The 18,135-nt window shown below is 67.8% G+C and carries 18 protein-coding genes; 17 read left to right on the top strand and 1 reads right to left on the bottom strand.

The genetic code is table 11. From position 1 onward, the window contains the following. From LCL87_RS15000 to LCL87_RS14985, 4 genes are read left to right on the top strand one after another with little or no spacing between them, the layout of a single operon-like run. Positions 1-927 carry an ABC transporter permease gene (locus tag LCL87_RS15000; RefSeq protein WP_225020941.1) on the top strand — a complete coding sequence of 309 codons (927 nt, stop codon included), beginning with the start codon at positions 1-3 and terminating at the stop codon, positions 925-927. A 10-nt stretch (positions 928-937) separates the two neighbouring features. Then, on the top strand, positions 938-1,780 hold the full coding sequence (locus tag LCL87_RS14995; protein ID WP_225021560.1) for an ABC transporter permease: 843 nt from the start codon (positions 938-940) through the stop codon (positions 1,778-1,780). After that, positions 1,777-3,387: an ABC transporter ATP-binding protein gene (locus LCL87_RS14990; protein WP_225020939.1), complete on the top strand. Its 1,611-nt coding sequence runs from the start codon at positions 1,777-1,779 to the stop codon at positions 3,385-3,387. The genes LCL87_RS14995 and LCL87_RS14990 overlap by 4 nt, the downstream gene beginning before the upstream one ends. An 11-nt stretch (positions 3,388-3,398) precedes the next feature. Then, positions 3,399-4,151, top strand: a complete 753-nt coding sequence (locus LCL87_RS14985) for a Fic family protein (protein ID WP_225020937.1) — start codon at positions 3,399-3,401, stop codon at positions 4,149-4,151. A 420-nt stretch (positions 4,152-4,571) separates the two neighbouring features. Here LCL87_RS14985 and LCL87_RS14980 read toward each other — a convergent pair whose 3' ends face one another. Further along, entirely contained in the window at positions 4,572-5,390 is an 819-nt protein-coding gene (locus LCL87_RS14980) for an HAD family hydrolase (RefSeq protein ID WP_225020935.1), read from the bottom strand. A gap of 396 nt (positions 5,391-5,786) precedes the next feature. Here LCL87_RS14980 and ssd point away from each other — a divergent pair, with 396 nt between their 5' ends. The 13 genes from ssd (at position 5,787) to LCL87_RS14915 (ending at position 18,082) form a co-directional block, all read left to right on the top strand. After that, a complete protein-coding gene (gene ssd, locus LCL87_RS14975; RefSeq protein WP_225020932.1) occupies positions 5,787-6,905 on the top strand; it encodes a septum site-determining protein Ssd in 1,119 nt (372 codons plus the stop codon). Further along, a complete protein-coding gene (locus tag LCL87_RS14970; RefSeq protein WP_225020930.1) occupies positions 6,902-8,080 on the top strand; it encodes a TadA family conjugal transfer-associated ATPase in 1,179 nt (392 codons plus the stop codon). Before ssd ends, LCL87_RS14970 begins: the two co-directional genes overlap by 4 nt. Then, entirely contained in the window at positions 8,077-8,883 is an 807-nt protein-coding gene (locus LCL87_RS14965; RefSeq protein ID WP_225020929.1) for a type II secretion system F family protein, read from the top strand. Before LCL87_RS14970 ends, LCL87_RS14965 begins: the two co-directional genes overlap by 4 nt. Beyond that, complete coding sequence (locus tag LCL87_RS14960; protein ID WP_225020927.1) at positions 8,883-9,485, top strand: type II secretion system F family protein; 603 nt, start codon at positions 8,883-8,885, stop codon at positions 9,483-9,485. Before LCL87_RS14965 ends, LCL87_RS14960 begins: the two co-directional genes overlap by 1 nt. Positions 9,486-9,650: 165 nt before the next feature. Then, a complete protein-coding gene (locus LCL87_RS14955; RefSeq protein ID WP_225020926.1) occupies positions 9,651-11,384 on the top strand; it encodes a recombinase family protein in 1,734 nt (577 codons plus the stop codon). 986 nt (positions 11,385-12,370) lie between these two features. Further along, positions 12,371-12,757, top strand: coding sequence for a hypothetical protein (locus tag LCL87_RS14950; protein WP_225020924.1), 387 nt, complete (start codon positions 12,371-12,373; stop codon positions 12,755-12,757). A gap of 391 nt (positions 12,758-13,148) precedes the next feature. After that, positions 13,149-14,138, top strand: a complete 990-nt coding sequence (locus LCL87_RS14945; protein ID WP_225020923.1) for an AAA family ATPase — start codon at positions 13,149-13,151, stop codon at positions 14,136-14,138. Between the two features lie 441 nt (positions 14,139-14,579). Continuing rightward, a complete protein-coding gene (locus tag LCL87_RS14940) occupies positions 14,580-15,038 on the top strand; it encodes a hypothetical protein (protein WP_225020921.1) in 459 nt (152 codons plus the stop codon). 176 nt (positions 15,039-15,214) lie between these two features. After that, positions 15,215-15,475 carry a hypothetical protein gene (locus tag LCL87_RS14935; protein ID WP_225020918.1) on the top strand — a complete coding sequence of 87 codons (261 nt, stop codon included), beginning with the start codon at positions 15,215-15,217 and terminating at the stop codon, positions 15,473-15,475. A gap of 81 nt (positions 15,476-15,556) precedes the next feature. Continuing rightward, positions 15,557-15,946 (top strand): hypothetical protein, encoded by a 390-nt coding sequence (locus tag LCL87_RS14930; protein WP_225020916.1) that lies wholly within the window; start codon positions 15,557-15,559, stop codon positions 15,944-15,946. An 82-nt stretch (positions 15,947-16,028) separates the two neighbouring features. Beyond that, on the top strand, positions 16,029-16,799 hold the full coding sequence (locus tag LCL87_RS14925) for a hypothetical protein (protein ID WP_225020915.1): 771 nt from the start codon (positions 16,029-16,031) through the stop codon (positions 16,797-16,799). Between the two features lie 531 nt (positions 16,800-17,330). Then, complete coding sequence (locus LCL87_RS14920) at positions 17,331-17,717, top strand: hypothetical protein (RefSeq protein WP_225020913.1); 387 nt, start codon at positions 17,331-17,333, stop codon at positions 17,715-17,717. Then, entirely contained in the window at positions 17,714-18,082 is a 369-nt protein-coding gene (locus LCL87_RS14915) for a hypothetical protein (protein ID WP_225020911.1), read from the top strand. Before LCL87_RS14920 ends, LCL87_RS14915 begins: the two co-directional genes overlap by 4 nt. Positions 18,083-18,135: the final 53 nt, after the last annotated feature.

The raw sequence follows: 18,135 nt of genomic DNA, 5'->3' as shown, positions 1-18,135 counted from the left end.
GTGCTGCGCTACACCGGCCGTCGTGTGCTGCAGATGATTCCGGTGTTCATCGGAACCACGTTCCTCATCTACGCGATGGTGTTCCTCCTTCCCGGTGACCCGGTCGCGGCGCTCGCCGGGGACCGGGCGCTCACTCCGGCGGTGACGGAGCAGTTGCGCGCCCGGTACCACCTGGATCAGCCGTTCCTGGTGCAGTACCTGCTGTATCTGAAGGGCCTTCTGACGTTCGACTTCGGCACGTCCTTCTCCGGTCGGCCCGTCGGAGAGGTTCTGGCGCAGGCGTTTCCGATCACGTTGAAGCTCGCGTTCACGGCGATCGTCATCGAGACGGTGCTGGGGATCGGGGCCGGACTGATCGCCGGGCTGCGGCAGGGCGGGGTGTTCGACGGCACCGTCCTGGTCCTGAGCCTGGTGCTCATCGCGATCCCGGTGTTCGTGCTCGGATTCCTGGCGCAGTTCTTCGTCGGGATCCGGTGGGGCCTGGCGCCGCCCACCGTCGGCGCCGACACCAGCCTGTCGCGGTTGCTGCTCCCGGCGTGTGTGCTCGCGGCGGTCTCGTTCGCGTACGTGCTGCGCCTGACACGCACGTCGGTGGCGACGACGCTCTCCGCCGACTTCGTCCGGACCGCGACCGCGAAGGGACTGTCCCGGCCTCGGGTCGTGTGGGTGCATGTGCTGCGCAATTCGCTGATCCCGGTCGTGACGTTCCTGGGCGCGGACCTCGCGGCTCTGATGGGCGGCGCGGTGGTGACCGAGGGCATCTTCAACATCAACGGGGTCGGCGGCACGATCTATCAGGCCGTCATCCGTGGGGAGGCGCCGACAGTCGTCTCGTTCGTCAGTGTCCTCGTCGTGGTCTATCTCGTCGCGAACCTGCTCGTCGATCTGCTGTACGCCGTCCTGGATCCGAGGATCCGCTATGCCTGACGCGCGCGGGATGTGGGGATCGGCGTGGCACCGGTTGCGGCGGCGTCCGATGTTCCTGCTCGCGTGCGTGATCCTGCTCGTCGTGGCCGCGATCGCGCTGTTCCCCGGGGCGTTCACGAGCGTCGACCCGCGCTACTGCAACATCGCCGACAGTCTCGGGCCGCCGCGGTCCGGGCACTGGTTCGGCTTCGACCGTCAGGGCTGCGACGTGTACGCGCGGACCATCTACGGCGCCCGCCCGTCCGTCACCGTCGGGGTGTGCGTGACCGCGGCCGTGCTGGCGATCGGAGTGCTGTTCGGCGCGCTCTCCGGCTACTACGGAGGGTGGGCCGATTCGCTGCTGTCCCGGGTCACCGACATCTTCTTCGGCATTCCGCTGATCCTGGCCGCGATCGTCCTCATGCAGTTGTTCGCCGTCCGGACGATCTGGACGGTGGTCGCGGTCCTCGCCCTGTTCGGCTGGCCACAGATGGCGAGAATTGCTCGTGGAGCGGTCATCTCGGCGAAATCACACGACTACGTCCTCGCGGCGCGAGCCGTGGGCATGTCGAGCCCGTCGATCCTCGTCCGGCACGTGCTGCCCAACGCGCTCGCCCCGATCATCGTGGTGGCGACCATGTCGCTGGGGACGTTCATCGTCGCCGAGGCGACGCTGTCGTTCCTCGGGATCGGGCTGCCGTCCACCACGGTCTCGTGGGGCGGCGACATCAGCACCGCACAGGTCACCTTGCGGCGCGGGTCGGCGATCCTGTTCTATCCGGCCGGGGCGCTCGCGATCACCGTGCTCGGGTTCGTCCTGCTCGGTGACGCCCTGCGCGACGCCCTGGATCCGACGCGGGCGAGACGCCGATGACCGCGCCACTGCTCGCGCTCGAGGGGCTCGAGGTGACCTTCGGGACCGGCGGCTCTGCGGTGCGCGCGGTCCGCGGCGTCGACCTGACGATCGCACGCGGGCAGACCGTCGCAATCGTCGGCGAGTCCGGTTCGGGGAAGTCGACTCTCGCGCACGCGCTGATCGGGCTGCTGCCCGGTGGGGGCCGGGTGACGGGCGGCCGCATCGCGTTCGAGGGGCGCGACCTGACACGCGCGTCGGAGCGGACGTTCGTCGGGATCCGGGGGAGCGGAATCGGTTTCGTGCCGCAGGACCCGGCTACCAACCTCGACCCGGTCTGGAAGATCGGGTTCCAGGTGCGCGAGACCCTGGCGGCCAACGGGATCGCGAAGGGTCGCGCCGCCCACCGGCGGGCGGCCGGACTGCTCGCGGAGGCCGGACTCGACGACGCCGAGGCTCGCGCCGGACGCTACCCGCACGAGTTCTCCGGTGGAATGCGCCAGCGCGTCCTCATCGCGATCGGACTGGCCGCCCGCCCACGGCTGTTGATCGCCGACGAGCCGACGTCCGCGCTGGACGTCACCGTCCAGCAGCGCGTTCTCGATCACCTCGAAGGTCTGACCGACGAGCTGGGGACGGCGCTGCTGCTCATCACGCACGATCTCGGGGTCGCCGCCGAACGGGCCGAACACGTCGTCGTCATGCACGACGGCAGGGTCGTCGAATCCGGTTCGCCGGAGCAGATTCTCACCGCACCGGAACATCCGTACACCCGACGGCTGGTCGCGGCGGCGCCGTCGCTCGGCACCGCCCGTGCCCGGCCGGCTGCGGCCGCGCCGGCCGGGACGCGTCCGCTGCTCATCGTCGACGGTCTCCGAAAGGCTTTCCGCAGCAGACGCACCGAGGTGACCGCCGTCGACGACGTCTCGTTCACCGTGGATCGCGGAACCACCACCGCGATCGTCGGCGAGTCGGGATCGGGCAAGACCACGGTCTCGCGGATGATCCTGGGACTGCTGGCGCCCGACGCCGGCACGGTGCTGTTCGACGGCACCGATCCCGCCGCGCTCGGACGCGGCGAGAAGACGTTCCGCCGCCGGGTCCAGCCGGTGTTCCAGGATCCGTACGGCAGCCTCGACCCGACGTATTCGGTGTTCCGGATCGTCGAGGAGCCGCTGCGGGTGCACCGGATCGGCGACCGCGGCGAGCGCGCGCGGCGGGTGCGTGAACTGCTCGACCGCGTCGCGCTGCCCGCGGATCTGTCGCGTCGGTTCCCGGCCGAGCTGTCCGGCGGGCAGCGGCAGCGGGTGGCGATCGCCCGGGCTCTCGCGCTCGCGCCGGAACTGCTGGTGTGCGACGAGGCGGTGTCGGCCCTCGACGTCGTGGTCCAGGACCAGATCCTGCGACTGCTCGACGACCTGCAGCGCGACCTCGGCCTGACGTACGTGTTCGTCAGCCACGACCTGGCGGTGGTGCGACGGATCGCCGACCGCGTGGTCGTCATGCACGGCGGCCGGGTGGTGGAGGAGGCGGCCGCGGAGGACGTGTTCGAGCACCCCGCCAACGAGTACACCCGACGCCTGCTCGACGCCGTACCGGCCGGGCGCCGACGCCGAAGAGGCGGGTAGCGTCTGACGGCGTGACCGATCCCTTGCAGCCGCTTCTGGACCTCCCGGGCGTCGTCGACGCCGCGGATCGTGCGCGTGATGCACTAGGTGAGGTGCACCGCCACCGAACCAACCGCCGGGACTGGCCGAAGACGGCCACCGAGGCGTCCGTTCGTGCCGCGCGTGCGTCCGCATCCATCGACGGCGGCTCGACCGAGCTGCCGGCGCCGGGGACGGTCGGCGATCCGGTGCTGTCGGGTGCGCTGCGGGTCGCGCAGGCGCTGGACGGGGAGGCGCTCACGATCATCCTGCCGACGTGGCAGCGCGCGCCGCTGCAGGCACTGGCCCGGCTCCACCTGCTCGCGGCGGCCGATCTGGTCGACGATGCCGAAGTCCTGGGACGCCCGCGCACCGACCCTGGAGTCGGTGAGCGACTCGACATGCTGGCGCAGTTGGTGACGGGCGGAACGAACGCGCCGGCACCGGTGCTGGCGGCGGTCGTGCACGGTGAACTGCTCGCCCTGAGGCCGTTCGGAGTGGCCGACGGGATCGTTGCCCGTGCAGCATCCCGACTGGTTGCCACGTCGTCGGGTCTGGACCCGCACAATCTGGGCGTGCCCGAGGTGAGCTGGATGCGTCGCGCCCCCGCGTACCGGGACGGCATCGCAGGATTCGAGTCAGGGACGGCCGAGGGCGTCGGTAGTTGGGTGATCCTGTGCTGCGGCGCCCTGGAAGCCGGTGCCCGCGAGGCGATGTCGATTGCGGATGCCGCCGCAGCAGGCTGACGTCGGGCCGCGGTAGGCGAGTGGCAGGCGAGTCGAGTGCCACCCGCACATGCGAAGCGGGTGGTGCCACCGACCGTGGTCGGCGTCGCCACCCGCTAGCACGGATGCCGGGTTACCAAGCGTGCAAGGTGGGTTGTGTGTCAACGGCCTCGGCGTGGTCTCGGGCGGTGGCGGGTCGTCCCCACAACGGGTGCGGGGTCCTTACCGTCAGTCATCCGAGTCACGCAAGCCCACAACGCTTCTGCCCTTATAGTGGCTTGTGCTCCGCGTGGGTACCTGGTGCCCGTGCTGGGAATTCCGGTCGGGGAATCGGTCCTTCTCTTCCGGATCGATCCTGGCTTTCCGGCCTTCCGTAACTCCTTTGTACCCTGTGCCCCGACCCACTTCAAGTGGCAATTTTCCTTTGTGGCAGATGCGGGTTCAGCGTTTGCGGCGGCGCATCCCGTAGGTGAAGGCGCCGGCGACCGCGGCGCTCGACAGCACGGCGGCGGCAGCGGTGACCGTCGACCGCGACGGGGACTGCAGCCGGGCGCGCAGCGAGACAGGGTTCGAGAAAGACAATACGGGCCAACCATTTTCGGTGGCGGCGCGGCGGAGACCGCGGTCCGGGTTGACCGCGGTGGGGTGGCCGACGGCCTCGAGCATCGGCAGGTCCGTCACGGAATCCGAGTAGGCGTAGCACTGCGAGAGGTCGTAGCCCTCGCGTTCGGCGAGCTCGCGCATCGCCTCGACCTTGCCGTCGCCGTAGCAGTAGAACTCCACGTCGCCGGCGTACCGGCCGTCCTCGACCACCATGCGGGTTGCGCAACTGTGCGACGCGCCGAGCGCGTCGGCGATGGGCGTGACGACCTCCTCGCCGGACGCCGACACGATCACGACGTCGTGGCCGCGCAGCTTGTGGTCGGCGATGAGGTCCGCGGCCTCCGCGTAGACCAGCGGATCGACGATGTCGTGCAGTGTCTCGGCGACGATCGCACGAATCTGTTCGACGTCCCAGCCGGCCGTCATGCTCGTCAGGTGGCTCCGCATCCGCTCCATCTGGTCGTGATCGGCGCCGGAGAGGATGAAGAGGAACTGCGCGTAGCTGCTCTGCAGTACCGACCGCCGCGTGATCAACCCTTGGGCGAAGAACGGCTTGCTGAACGCCAGGGCGCTGGACTTGGCGATGATCGTCTTGTCCAGGTCGAAGAACGCGGCGACGCGTCCGCGTTGGGTGAGGTCGCTCGGGTGGGCGGTCACCTGACCAAGAATAGGGGAGAGACCTCGCCTTCGGCCCGGTACGGGGTACCGGACGATCCCGGCTATCCGGGCGGATTCGGGCGATCGCTGAACTTGCAATTATTCCTGGACCTAGGTGTAGTATTGCTTCTACCTGGACGCGATCCAGGCGTGTTCAGCCCGACCCCCCGGGGCTGAACTCTGACGACCCCCGCCTCCTCCCCCCCTGGCGGGGGTCGTCCCATATCCAGGCCCGGATGTCTCCGGCGCCCTACTGCTCTCGTGGCCACGCTTCCGGCACAGTTCCATGCCGCAAAACTGGTACGAACGTACGACAATTCATCCACAGCCCCCGGACCTGTCCACATTCGGCGGATCGACGGTTCGGGGTGTGCCCGAATGCCGCAGGCTGGCGCCATGACCTCCGAATCCTCCGTCGCTCCCGCGCTCGACTGTCCCGGCGTTCTCGCCGCCGTCGGTGAGCGTGCCGTGATCGAGATTCTGCGCTCCGTCGCCGCAGCGACTGATCAATCGTTTGTCGAGTCGGCCGCGCCGGTCGGCCGGAGTGTGTGGATGTCGGCGGACCTGGTGGTGCTCGACGCCGCAGCGGCGCGTGAGTGCGCCGCGCGGCTGCCGCGCCGCGACCGCGTGGTGGTCGTCTGCTCCGGCGTCCCGGCCATCGCCGACTGGCAGGCCGCGGCGGAGGTGGGTGCCGATCGGGTGCTCGGCATCCCCGACGACGAGGACGTCCTCGTTGCGGTCTTCGCCGACCGGAACACCCGACGAGAAGCGGGTGGCGCGGTCGTGTCCGTCGTCGCGGGCACGGGTGGTGCGGGGGCCTCGACGCTGGCGGCCGCGATCGCCCTCGGCGGTGCGCGGACGCGGAAGACGGAACGTGCGCCGGGGGTGTTGCTGCTCGATGCGGATCCCCTCGGGAGTGGACTCGACCTGCTGCTGGGGGTGGAAGGCGCTCCGGGGCTGCGGTGGTCCGGCCTCGCAGTCGAGGGCGGCCGGGTGCTCGCCGACGCGCTGCACGCCGCCCTGCCCTCGCGGGCCGGGGTCAGCATCCTGGCGTGTGATCGCGGCAGCCGTGCGGGCGGTCTCACTCCCGCGGCGGCGACGGCGGTCGTGGAGGCCGGCCGCCGGGCCGGATGCCTCGTCGTGTGCGACGTCGCCCGGCATCCCGGCGCGGTCGGTGACAGCCTCGTCGACCTCGCCGATCTCGTCGTCGTGGTCGTTCCGGCGACGGTGCGTGGGGGCGTGGCCTCCGGGCGGGTGCTTTCGTGGATCACGCAGCGGAACCCGCACCGGGGCATCGTGGTTCGAGGTCCCGCTCCGGGTGGACTGCGGGGAACGGACCTCGCCGAGAGTCTGGACGCGCCTGTGATCGCGGTGATGCGCCCGGCACCGCGGCTGGACGCGATGCTCGAACGCGGTGGGCTCGATCCGGGTGATCGCTCGCCGCTCGCTGCCGCGGCACGTTCAGTGCTCGACGTGCTCGCGGCGCGTCCCCGCTCCGGGCGGTGGGCGGCATGAGTGTGCTGTTCTCGACCGAGCTGCTCGACCGGGTGCGTGAGCGTCTCGCGGCCGCCGACGGTGATCCGACCCCGGCGACCGTCGCCGCGGCCATCCGATCCGAGTCGGGAGGCGTGCTCGGCGACACGGATCTACTGGCCGCGCTGCGGGTGCTGCAGACCGAACTGACCGGTGCCGGTCCGCTCGACGCCCTGCTCGCCGAGCCGGGCGTCACCGACGTCCTCGTCACCGCCCCCGACGCGGTCTGGGTCGATCGGGGCGCCGGACTCGAACGGACCGACGTGACGTTCGCGGACGAGGCGGCGGTGCGCAGGCTCGCGCAGCGGTTGGCGCTGTCCGCGGGTCGACGGCTGGACGACGCGCAGCCGTGGGTCGACGGCCGGCTCCCGGCGGCCGGAGACGGTGACTCGGGTGTCCGGCTGCATGCCGTGCTCGCCCCGGTCGCGCAGGCCGGAACCTGTCTGTCGCTGCGCGTGCTCCGGCAGGCGACGCAGGGGTTCGACGAACTGGCGGCGTCCGGTGCGCTACCTGGTGATGCGCGTGCACTGCTCGAACGAATCGTGCAGGCGCGCCTCGCTTTTCTGGTGACGGGTGGAACCGGGGCAGGGAAGACGACGATGTTGGCGGCTCTGCTCGGCCGGGTCGATCCGGGTGAGCGCATCGTGTGCGTCGAGGATGCGGCCGAACTCGCCCCGGCCCACCCGCACGTGGTCCGTCTGGTCGCGCGGGTGGCCAACGTCGAGGGCGTCGGCGCGGTGACGGTGCGCGACCTCGTCCGGCAGTCGCTGCGGATGCGCCCCGATCGGATCGTCGTCGGTGAGGTGCGGGGCGCGGAGGTGGTGGACCTGCTGACGGCACTCAATACCGGCCACGACGGGGGCGCGGGCACGGTGCACGCCAACTCGCCGCGTGAGCTCCCCGCCCGACTCGAAGCGCTGGCCGCGCTCGGCGGGCTCGACCGGGCGGCGCTGCACAGCCAGTTGGCGGCCGCGGTCCAGGTGGTGCTGCACGTCGAGCGGGGCGCCGAGGGGCGCCGACGTCTCGCCGAGATCGCGGTGCTCCGCCGCGACGTGGCGGGCACGGTCGAGGTGGCGCCGGCCTGGACGTGGCGCGGGGGAGCGCACCCGGCGGGGAGAACGCTGCACGACATGCTCGTTCGAAGAGGTGCTTCGTGAGCGCCGTCGCCCTGGCGCTCGCCGCGGCACTCCTGGTCGCGCCCCGCCGGGGTGCGCTGGTTCGTCTGCGGTCCGTGCTGCCCCTGAGCAGTGAGGGCGCGCCGTCGCGTCGGTCGCGGTGGCGTCGGCTGTCGCCGTACGACGCCGCCTTCGCGGCGTGTGTGCCGCTCGCGGTCGTGGGGGCGCTCGGCCCGGCGCTCGCAGCGGCGGTCGTCATCGCCACAGCGCGCCGGCGTCACCGGAGGCGCACCGAGGTAGAGCGACGGGACCGTGAGCGCGCGCAGGTGCTGGTCGGGCTCGAGGCCGTGATCGGGGAACTGGGTGTGGGCGCGCATCCTGCGGCGGCATGCGACGTCGCCGCGCAGGAGTGCCGCGGCGATGCGTCGGTGGCGCTGCGTACCGCCGCGGGGCGGGCACGTCTCGGCGGGTCGGCGGCCGGTGGCCTCGAGCTGCCGGGCAGCGTCGTTGCGGACGAACTGTCCCGGTTGGCGGAGGCGTGGGCGGTGGCCGAGACCAGAGGACTGCCGCTCGCCGACCTGCTGCAGGCGGCACGATCGGACCTGCAGGGCCGCAGTAGATTCCGGGCCCGTGCCGACGCGGGATTGGCCGGCGCCCGGGCCACGGCCGCGGTACTCGCGGGCCTGCCGGTCCTCGGGATCGGGTTGGGGCAGCTCATGGGGGCCGCGCCCGTGCGGGTGCTCGCCGGAGGTGGCCTCGGCAGCGCCCTGTTGGTGGCGGGAACCGTGCTGGTCGCGCTCGGCCTGGCGTGGACCGACCGCATCGTCGATCGGGCGGTGCCGTGATGTGGATGCCGGCGCTGATGCTGGCCACGGCGGTGCTGGTCGTCCCCGGAACCGATCGCCTCCGCCGACGGCTGAGGGTCGCGGCCGGGACCACCGATGCGATCGCCGGCGCCGACTCCGACCGTGCCGCGCACGATTCGCCGTCCGGCCCGCCGGATCCGCTCGCCGTTGCTGGCACGTTCGACCTGCTCGCCGCCTGTCTGAAGGCGGGTCTGCCGGTGTCGGATGCCGTCGCCGCGGTAGCGGCGTCGGCGCCGGACCCGCTGGGAGAGTCGCTGCGGCGCACCGCGGACCGGCTCGCGCTGGGTGCAGATCCGGCCACGGCGTGGGACGTCGTGGCGACGGAGCCCGCGACCGAAGCACTGGCTCGGATGGCCCGACGGTCCGCTCGTTCGGGTGCCGCGTTGTCGTCGGCGATGGCCGAACTGGCGACGCAGCAGCGAACCGAGGCCGAGGATCGCGCGATCGCCGCCGTCGAGAAGGCCGGCGTGCTGATCGGCGGGCCGCTGGGTCTGTGCTTCCTGCCCGCGTTCGTGTGCCTGGGCATCGTCCCGGTCGTGATCGGGCTGGCCGGTCGGGTGCTCGAGGGTGGGCTGCTCTGACCGGATCGGAAGGCTCCGGCGTGGACTCGCCGCGTCGGTATCGATGAAGGGGGAAAGCAATGTGGTCGAGGATGTTTCGAGGGATGCAGGCCCGGATCATGATGGCCGCCACCGCCGACGACGGCATGTCGACGGCCGAGTACCCCTTTGAAGTAGATTACACGCATGGTCGCCCAGCACAATCCGAAACGCGCATTGATCGTTGTTCGGCTGTCTCGCATGACCGACGAATCCACGAGCCCAGAGCGTCAGCGTGCGGCGTGCGAACAGCTTTGCGCCGCGCGCGGGTGGGAGGTCGTAGGCGTTGCCGAAGACCTGGACGTAAGCGCAGGTAAGACCTCTCCGTTCGAGCGTCCTGCGCTCTCTCAGTGGATCGGGGACGACGACGCCAACCCCGGTCGGATCGGTGAGTTCGACGTACTTGTGTTCTTCCGGGTGGACCGACTCGTGAGGCGAGTGCGGCATCTCGGGAAGATGATTGCCTGGTCCGAGCAGTACGGGGTCAACCTCGTGTCTGCCACGGAGACGCACTTCGACTTGTCTAGCTCGGTAGGCCGTTTGATCGCCCAACTCGTCGCGTCGTTCGCGGAGATGGAGTTGGAAGCAATCAGCGAGAGGAATACGTCCTCGCACCGGCACAACATCCAGCTTGGGAAGTGGACAGGCGGCGTCCCGCCCTGGGGGCTGCTCCCAGTGGAGACTCCGGACGGCTGGCGACTGGTGCACGACGCCGAAGCCGTCCCGGTCATCCAAGAGGTGGTGGAGCGGGTGCTAACAGGCGAGCCTCTCCGCGCTATCGCCCACGACCTGACCGAGCGCGGCATCCCGACTGCCCGAGATCGGTACAACTCCCACCAGGGCCGAGAGCCTAAGGGCTACGGGTGGCACTCTGCCGGCCTCAAGCGTGCGCTGACCTCCCCGACGTTGCTCGGGTACGTGACCAGGCGCGAGCCGATCACGGACGCGCACGGCCGAGTCCTTCGAGATTCCAAGGACCGTAAGCAATTCGGTCCCGAGGAGATCGTGCGAGGAGGGGACGGCTCGCCAGTGCAGCGGTCGGAGCCGATCCTTACCAAGCCGGTGTTCGACCGGCTGGGCGTCGAGCTGGCCGACCGCGAGAACCGCAAGGAGCCCACCAAGCGGTCCAGCGCCCTGTTGCTACAGGTGGTGTTTTGCGACGTGTGCGGACGGCCCGCTTACCGCCTAAAGGGCGGGAAGGGTCGAGCGTCCCGATACCGGTGCGCCTCTGCCCAGTACAAGGCCACATGTGGGAATCTGACCGTGCCAGAAGCTGACCTGGACGACTTCGTGGAGTCACAGGTCCTCGGACTGATGGGTGAATCCGAGCGGCTGTCTCGGGTATGGGATGCCGGAGAAGACACCGCGGCCGAGCTGGCCGAGGTGGACGAAACTCTGACCGACCTTGTGGGACAACTCGGTTCCGGCCCGTACCGATCTGGGACTCCCCAGCGGGCGACGCTCGATGACCGGATTGCTGCCTTGGCCAAAACCAGGGACGACCTGGTGGCTGTCACGACCCGTCCCGCGGGATGGACCTGGCAGCCGACCGGCGAGACCTTCGCTGAGTGGTGGGAGCGCCAGGGTGTCCAGGAACGGAACGTTTACCTGCGGTCAATGGGCGTCTCGGTCCGGTTCGACAAGCGGGAAGCACTGCAACTCAAGCTGACGCTTGGTGAACTGAACAAGATGGCCTCCGAGGTCAAGCCGACTGCTCGACTCAAGGGTGCGACTGACCTGCAAGCCGCTATGACCACGCACGGGGTCGAGGGAATCGAGATTCAAGACGGAGTCGAGGTGTATTGGATCGGCGGACGGGCGTTCTACGAACAGCCGACCGGCGAGTGGGTCGAGATCCCGACCAGCGAAGCCGGGGAGTAACGGCCGGGCGCCGGTGCCGGCCGAACTGCACGGCAGGACTCGGCACCATCGGAACCGAGCCAAGGCCGAGTGTCGGCACCATCTGACATGGTCACCCCAAGATCCCGGCGTGCAGAGAGATTCCATGAACATCGGTTACGACCAGTACATCCATTCCCCCGAGTGGGAGGCCCGCAAGCTGGCTTACTACGCGAAGCACGGGAGGAAGTGCCAAGGCTGCGGATCGACCGACGACATCCAGCTCCACCACCACACTTACGAGCGTATGGGCCACGAGCGAGACGGAGACATGGTCCCGGTATGCAAGACGTGCCACGACCTGATCCACCGGCACCACAAGCGCAAGCGCGGATCTCTGACGATCGCCACGTTCGAGGTGATCCATCTACTCCAGGGCCGACGAGGACGCAGGCGCCGCAAGCAAGCGAAGAAGCCGCAGCAGCCGAGTAAGCCCGAGTTTGTCCCGAGGAACCGTCGGAACCCGGACGGCACCATGAGTAAGAACTCTGTTGTCGACTGGCGGGAAGAATCCCGCTCGTTAACCCAGCTACGGCCACGCGAGGAAACCTCACCGCGGCAAACTAGTAAGGCCCCTGCATCCTTGGAACCGAGCTAAGGCTTGCAGCGTCTAAGCCAGTATGGACGAACGAGAGCACTTCCTACTCTGGGAGCTGGAGATATACCGCGACCGGTATCGGTCGCAGGATTCACCAGGCGAGTCGTCCGAGTAGCGGACACCATAGTCGGGCTTAGATGAGCTAAGAGCCCGCTAGCGGCGGGTCGGTCCACTTAGGTCGTGAACGGACTGGTCTTAGCGATTGGGAGCGGAAATGTCGGCCACTTAACCGACATTCGCCCGTGACGTCGGACGTTTGTGGTACCAACCCACAATGAAATCCCTAGTTGTTGCCGCAGCTTTGCTGACCCCGCTGGCGGTGCCCGCTGTTGCGAGCGCCCAGGCTCCATCCTCGACCCTGCCGCCGGTAGTGACGCTGACCAGTGACGACTCGTCGATCACCGCGACGATCACGAACCCGAACGGCCCCTATGTCGTCGCCGGGTACACGCGCACCTGCTCGTTGGGAATCGGAATCGCTGGCTCGGTCGAGCCCTTCGAGAACCCCAACTGGCAGACCACTCGGCCGGACCCCACCGATGCCACCATCTACCCGCAGGCGGGTCAGACGGTCACGATCACCCGCGACAACTTGCCGCAGGGCCGCTACAGCCTTTCCGGAACGTGCGGACAGCTGGCTAGCGACGGCGGGTGGCTGTGGCAGTACGGGCAGCTGTCGGACCCGGTGACCTACGAGATTTGGGTGGGGCCGGAACCGAAGCCGGAACCCGCCGGTTCCCTGATGTTCGGATCATAGAAGAACAGCGAATCTGCCCCTCATTTCGATTCTGAGGGGCTTTTTCGTGTGCCCGGGATACGGGGGTACACCTGGCGACGAACGTCCCGTAAGCGGGGACCCCGAACCGGTGGGGGCTTATACACCTGTCGATTTGACATGTCAACAACCATGTGTTTAGCTACAGATAAGGGCAATCTGCCCTGTGACGGTCTGCCGGTGCGTACGCAACAAGTGAAGCGAGCCCGCGCGTCATTCTTAGTCCTTAGCCGAGCTGTACCCGTAGCCCTTACCGGCTCGGACCTGCACGCTGACGATCTTCACCAACTCCAGGCAGGTAGCCCCTGCCCAAACACGCACACCGCACACAAGCGGCGGCTTTGCGCTGCCCACCTAACGAGCTAAGGAACACATGAACGCACTGACAACTGACGGCTACGAGCTGACCCCCGCCGAAGAACGCGCTTACGGGCGGTTCCTGGCGGGGTTCAGGACGTCCTCCGAGGTGCTGGCCGACGCTGCGGCCTCGCGGTGGATCATCCCGGAGTACGTCGCATCGACGGCGACGATGGTCACCGGGGCCTCCGAAGCGGGTAAGACGTCGTTCGTCGCCGCTCTCGTGGCAGCGATCGCACGCCGAGACACCGAGTTTCTGGGGCAGCCGGTGACCCCGATCAACGACGGTCCGGTGGTTGTGTTGACCACGGACCCCGGCGACGAAGTCGAGTGGGCGCATCGTCGGGACGAGCTGGGGATGCCGAACGACCGACTGTTGATCGGATCGTTCGACCCGGCGAACTGGGAGATGTACTGCGACGTCGCCGCCGACGAGAAGGCGTCGTTGCTCGTGTTCGACAACATCACCGGAGGTCTCAGCGGGGCACTGAACGAGACCGACGCCGGCGAGATCACCCGGCCGCTTACGTCAATCATCCGTTCCGGTATTCCGGTGCTGGCCGTCCACCATTCCGCTAAGTCGGGATCGACGGACCCGATGGGGCCGACCGCATACAAGGCGTGGCGGCGTCACGGTGTCCACGTCGAGACGACTGGCGGAGGTTTGTCGGGTCGTCGTCGGCTCCGCCTGCGTGGCAACCAGGGCGTCAACAAGGACGTGACCGTGGAGAGCACCCGCGTGGGAGAGGTTGCCTACGAGTACCGGCTCGAATCCGACGAGCACGCCGCGAAGCCGCACGCCCGCAGTGCGGAGGCGTTGGACCTTAACCTTGAGGCCGCCCAGTTCTACGTTGCCGCGAACCTCGGAGCCCTGAGCAATGTGGAGGCAGCGCAGCGGCTGGCGGAGCAGTTCCCCGGGACCCGTGCCGCGAGCACGTTTCGTAACCATCTCGGTGAGGGCGGGCCGATCAGGACCTTGATCGACAAGTTCACACCGGCCCCGTAGCGGCTGCACGATCCGTACAGCGGTTCAGCGTTTGTGCAGGTCAGAGCTGCACGATCGCTGCACGACCTAGTGCACTTGCGCTGTAAAACCGCAGGTCAGAGGGGCTGCACGCTGCACTGCATCCCCCTATAGGACACTCCGCTTCGCTCCGTGTCCTTACCCCCACGGTAAGGACTGATTGTCGCAGCCTTACGGGCTGCTCCCGTAGGAGACGAAAGCAGGGTCAGCTTAGGGCCGACTCTGGTCAAGGGCACGAGAGGGAGCCCTAGCGGCTCCCGGTCCGTGCAGTCCTAGCAGCCCTGAGGGCTGCCTCCAACCTTAGGGATCTGCCTTAGGCGCAGATCCCCCAAGCCGTTAGCCACCAACGGGTCCGATGGCCGGACCCGGAGTTTGGCGACGCCTGCCCCGGCGCCGTCCACCAACCCCGAAGGAGAAGTCAACATGATGAAATACGACCGTTCCCTGAGCCCCGCCGAACGACTCGAAAGAGCCTTGTTCGGCGACCCCACCCGGCCTGAACGTCCCAAGGCGACTCCGACCAAGGTCGACAAGTGGCGACGCGAGAACCCAAACGCGTTCTACACGTACACGGTCGACGCGACCGGAGGTTGCGTCGTCCAGTTCTGGGGGTACCGGATCTACTACGGCCGGTGCGCCGATTGCACCGGACTCGTCACAACGCGTCGGAACATCGAGCGACACAAGCGGGGAAGTACGCAGACGGGCCGCTGGCCGTCGTTTTGCATCGAGTGCAGCCGTAAGCGCGCAGACAAGCATGACGACGGCGCTGCCGGCCGAATGCGCCGACTCCGCGCCCAGCGGAAAGAGTTTCGAGACGCACAGTTCGCGGCGGCAGGGCTCCCGCCTGTGCGTCAGGGAGTCAAGGCCGGCACTTGGTGACCAGCGCTTGTGTTCCGAACTACTACTCATAGATGTAAGGGGATGGAGCGGGGCAAGCCCTTGGGCCGCTGGGCCTAAGGCTGCTGCTCCCCGGCAACTTCACATCACGGCCCAGGCCAACAGGCCTGGGCCTTTCTTCTGCCCACAACCCCTATCGAGAAGGGAGGAGGCAACACATGTCCACGCATTGCCGCAACGGGCACCGGATCGAGTCCGCTAAGGACCGCTTACGGAACGGCTACTGCCGCGAGTGTCAGCGAGACGACAACCGTAAGTATCGGCTCAAGCAAGCCGCGGCGCTCGCACTGGTCCGCTCGCTGGAAGCACGAGGAATCCACGTCGACATCGACCGTATGGCGCTCGGCACGGACCCGACCGCTACGCCGGAGGCAGTGGCCGAACGACTCGTCTCGGTGTTCGGTCCTGGCGTCGACTGACCTAGAGGCGCCCCAGATCGCTTGTGCGCGATCAGAACAACCCACCTGGCACCCGAGGTGCCCAACCCACAGGAGAACACCATGAACGGTGCCGCAGACGCACTCAAGCGCGGGATTGCACGATCAGTCCACGGCCACCCGGCCGAAGCCGTGACCGACCAGGATCTTGGAATCGTCCTCGCTCGGCTTAGGTCGACCGACGTCCGTAAGGCCGTAATCACAGGCCAGAACGTCCAGACCGATCCTTACGCCGATGAGGACGACTGGGACAAGTTCCTCCGGGTGTTCTCGCCAAAGCAGAAGCCCGAGGACGACGAGACCCCGAAGGACAACCCGCTGCCGCTGAACGGGGCCGGGCTGCTCCGAGCCGCTCTCGGAGGAAACACCGGGACCATCAACGGCCACGCCACCGACTCCGCTGCCGGTCTGATCCGAAGCGTCATCGCAGGGCGCCAGGACTTCGCGGGCTAACCACCCACTCGCACAATCGAACAACCACCACCCCGGACGGCCAACAGTGCCGTCCGTTGTCGTTTCCAGGAGGAACACACACATGATCGACGCCAACGTAACCGTGAACCAGGTCTCCAATTGGGAGGCGGGCCTTAGCGTCAAGCTCCCTAAGCCGCTTTCCGGCTTGCTCGCTACCCGAGACGCGTTGACCCACGTCGAGACCGGACACGAACCAGTGATCGACCTGGACCGTCTGAAGCCTGCCAACGTAGCCGACGAGGTCGAAGCGGTAGCCCGGGAGCTGAGCGTTAAGGAGCACCGATTCGAGGCTAAGCGCCGGATCTTGAACCGGCTCAACCGCCGGATCTTGCACGAGGCCGGGACCGCAGTGCCGGGGATCATCGGCCAGCTCACGCCCGGTTTCGAGGCACAGGCTGCGAAGTACACCGCAGCGGTTGCCAAGCTCCCTCGTGAACTCAACTCGGACTCGATCGTCCGATCCGGTGACCCCGCGATTCTGGCAGCGTTCGGTGAAGCTACGGAGGCAGCAAAGTTCATTGCCAAGGTGGATGCTTGGGCGGGCTCACTCTCTCAGTTCCCCGCCTATGCGGGACACGAGGCAGAGCCCGCCCTCCGGGTGCTCACCCCGGACAGCTACGGACACCTCCGTGCGTTGTTGACTGCACACAACGGTGCGGGGACCGCGGACCCGCTGGTCCGCCAAATCGGCCCCCTGTACTTCGCAGCCGCTCACCGCAGCACTAAGTTCCAGATCAACACCCCGGTAGAGGCCGCGACGCTCCGAGCGAAGCTCGAGGCGTCTAAGCCCGTGACTGCTGTTCAGAAGTTCCACGGGAACGGCCGATTCTGACCATCGCCGATCGGGGACGGGCCACGGCTAAGCCCGTCCCCTTAACCACCCCGGGCTGACCACTGACCGCGGAGTGGGTAGGGCGGGGCTGCTCTGGGTGGCAGCCCGGCATAGGTCCTCGATTGGCCTCGAGTCCGATTAGCTCGCACCGGGATTCGAGCTTAGGTACCCGCTTAGTTCACTGCTTAGGTGCCCGGTGTCCCCGCTTAGGTACCGGGCTTAGGTACCGGGCTTAGGTCCCCCGCTAGGGCGCTGGCACACGTGAGCACGTGGCACTTGGCGTAGGCACCTCGACCAGAAGGTGTCCTTAGCGTCATCACCGCAGTCGACAAGTCAACTAGTCGAGTAGTCGACTAGTGGGTAGCAGGCACACAGCATCGGCCACTCACCCCCAGGGGGCGCACCCCCTGCCCGCGTGCTCCCTACCGGCGCGTAATGCGGATGCGCCTTCCGCTGGGCAAACCATTTCCGGAATTTTTAGATCAACCCCAGTTCAGGGGCTAATTCACTGTGAAGAAAGAGGTGTTTTCGATGGCCCAGACGGCACACAAGCCGAGGATGCCACGCGGGCTCGGAGGCGCAGGCCGGCGGCTCTGGAAGTCCACCCTGGATGAGTTCGAGCTGGATACGGAGCCGCACAAGATCGAGATCCTGACCCAGGCCTGCAAGGTCACCGACAAGATCTCCGAGCTGGACGCAGCCCAGAAGGGCCAGCCGCCGACCACCAGGGGGTCCACGCAACAGCTTGTGATCCATCCGCTGATCTCCGAGGTTCGGTTCCAGCGAGGACTTCTCGCCCAGCTCCTCGGGAAGCTGGGACTACCCGACACCGACGAAGCCCAGGAGGCTAAGGCCGACAAGATCTCCGAGACCCGCCGGAGAGCGGCGCAGGCAGCAAGGTTCACGGTGGTTCAGTGACGATCCGACGCCGGCCCGATGACGGATTCAACCTGGACAGTCTCTTGGACCGACTGCCCAGTCGTTTCTGCCGAATCGTCATCGACCGATCCAAGCCGTTGTGTGGTCTGGATGAATACGCGTCCGGCCTGGATGATTGGGTTCGGGGGACGCTAGGTCTCCCTCAGCGCCACGGCGTCAAGTACCACGGGATGACCCTAGCGATCATGGAAGCGATCGGTATCACGGTCGCAGATTGGTTCCGTTACGCGATGACCGGAACCCCCGCTGCGGCCGATCTGCAGGAGCGCCTGAATGGGTTCACGGGCTACTTGTCGAACAACCCGGCGGAGATGCATCGGGTCGCTATGGGCCACCCCAGGTAGGCATGAGGACCCCTGCTCGGCAGTCGGCCGACCGTGATCTGGTTGCGATGCTA

This window comes from Prescottella equi (assembly GCF_020171745.1).
Lineage (GTDB): Bacteria > Actinomycetota > Actinomycetes > Mycobacteriales > Mycobacteriaceae > Prescottella > Prescottella equi_A.
This window is presented reverse-complemented; position numbering and strand designations above follow the sequence as displayed.